2 protein-coding genes are annotated in these 2,256 nt (G+C 64.8%); both read right to left on the bottom strand.

Features of this window, described 5'->3' with window-relative positions:
• A partial coding sequence (locus X803_RS16930; protein ID WP_035777435.1) for a glucose-6-phosphate dehydrogenase assembly protein OpcA occupies positions 1-777 on the bottom strand: 777 nt, incomplete at its 3' end.
• Positions 774-2,256 (bottom strand): glucose-6-phosphate dehydrogenase (zwf, locus tag X803_RS16925; RefSeq protein ID WP_035777369.1); only part of this gene is annotated, 1,483 nt, incomplete at its 5' end. The genes X803_RS16930 and zwf, both read right to left, overlap by 4 nt.

Below are 2,256 nucleotides of genomic sequence, written 5' to 3'. Positions count from 1 at the left end.
GTGCAGCTCGGCCACCGCCCGCCGTGGACGGTTCAACTGGACGTCTCCGGCCGGGCGTGAAAAGCGGACGCTGTGCAGACCGGTTCCCGGTTCACCGGCTTCGATGGACACCGGCGTGTCAAGCGCCAGAGTGAGCCACGCCGCGAGGAGGACCGTGCTGGGTGAATCCGAGGCTCCTTCGACCGTCACGGCCGTGATGGGGGAGCCGTCCAGCTGCTCCAGCACGGCGGCAAGCTGGATTCGCCAGTTGGTCAGCCTTGTCCAGGCGAGGTCCGTGTCGCCGGCCTCATACGTGCGCCGGATGTTGAACAGGGCGGCGGTGGGGTCCGCCTCATTGGCAGAGTCGGTGATGCGGCGGTGAGCGATACTGCCGATCGATGTCCGCGCTGCGGCTTCCGGGACGCCGTGCGGCCACCAGGCGACGATGGGTGCGTCCGGGAGGAGCAGCGCGGACACGAGCGACTCACTCTCCCCTGCGAGCTCGCCGTAACCCGTCAGTACAATCACTTCCGAGGCGCCCGCGTCGCCGCCGACGCGAATCTGTGCATCAAGGCGGGTTTCTCCGGAGCCCTTGCCCTCCGCCAGCACGATGATGCGGCAGGGGTGTTCCCTGCTGGCTTCATTCGCCGCGAGGATGGCCTCCTCCTCGTGGCCCGAGCGGGTGATGACCACGAGCGTGAGCACCCGTCCAAGGGCGACGACGCCGCCCTTGTCGCGCATGGTCATGATTTCCTTGGAGACCTTGGAGGTCGTTGTATCGGGAAGATCGACGATCATGGCCGCCTCCAGGTCCTTCCATCGCGGGCAAGCAATTCATCGGCAGAGGGCGGTCCCCAACTGCCGGGGACGTATTTCTCCGGTGCATCGGCAAGCGTGGACCAGTACTCCTCGAACGGGTCGAGGATCTTCCACGAAAGCTCCACCTCCTCGTGGCGGGGGAAGAGCGGCGGCTCGCCCAGCAGAACGTCGAGAATCAGCCGTTCATAGGCTTCAGGACTCGACTCTGTGAAGGAGTGGCCGTAACCGAAGTCCATCGTCACGTCGCGCACCTCCATCTGCGTGCCCGGAACTTTCGAACCGAAGCGGATCGTGGCGCCCTCGTCCGGCTGGACCCGGATAACAACGGCGTTCTGGCCGAAGTCGCCCTCGTTGTGGTCGAGGAACAGCAGGTTCGGTGCCCGCTTGAAGACGACGGCGATCTCGGTGACCCGGCGGCCCAGACGCTTGCCGGCGCGGAGGTAGAACGGCACGCCGCTCCAGCGGCGGGTATGGATATCCAGCCTGACCGCCGCATAGGTTTCGGTCGTGGAGTCGGCCGGGATCCCATCCTCGTCCAGGAAGGCATTGACCAGCTCACCGCCCTGCCAGCCGCCGTCGTACTGTCCCCGCGCTGAATGGGTGGACAGGTCCTCGGGAAGCTTCACCGCAGCCAGCACCTTTTCCTTCTCGGCCCGGAGATCCTCCGCATTGAAGGAGATCGGTTCCTCCATCGCGGTCAGTGCCAGCAACTGGAGCAGGTGGTTCTGGATGACGTCCCGTGCGGCGCCGACGCCGTCGTAATAGCCTGCACGGCCGCCGATGCCGATGTCCTCCGCCATGGTGATCTGGACGTGGTCAACGTAGTTGGCGTTCCAGAGCGGTTCGAAAAGCTGGTTCGCGAACCTGAGCGCAAGAATGTTCTGGACGGTTTCCTTGCCGAGGTAATGGTCAATACGGAACACCGCATCCGGCGGGAAGACCTGCTCCACAATGGCGTTCAGCTCGCGCGCTGATTCCAGGTTGTGGCCGAAAGGCTTCTCGATGACCACGCGGCGCCATTTGCCCTCTTCGGGCTGGGCGAGTCCGTGTTCGGAGAGCTTCTGACAGACTAGCTCGAACGCTTTCGGCGGGATGGAGAGGTAGAACGCGTGGTTCCCGCGGGTCCCGCGCGTCGAATCCAGGTCTTCGACCGTTTTCTTCAGCTCCACGAAGGCTTCGTCGTCGTCGAAGTTTCCCTGGACAAACCGGATGCCCTGGGAGAGTTGCTCCCAGACCGACTCGTCGAACGGGGTCCTCGCGTACTGCTTGACGGAGGACAGAACTTCCTGCGCAAACTCCTCGTCGCTCCAGTCCCGGCGGCCGAAACCCACCAGGGCGAAGCTGGGCGGCAGGAGTCCGCGGTTCGCCAGATCGTAGACGGCGGGCATCAGCTTCTTGCGGGCCAGATCGCCTGTTACCCCGAACAGGACCAGGGACGCGGGACCGGCGATCCGGCTG

It is taken from the genome of Arthrobacter sp. 35/47, from assembly GCF_000520475.1.
Taxonomy (GTDB): Bacteria; Actinomycetota; Actinomycetes; order Actinomycetales; family Micrococcaceae; genus Arthrobacter_D; species Arthrobacter_D subterraneus.
The sequence above is the reverse complement of the archived record's forward strand: the minus strand, read 5'-3'. Positions and strand labels throughout refer to the sequence as shown.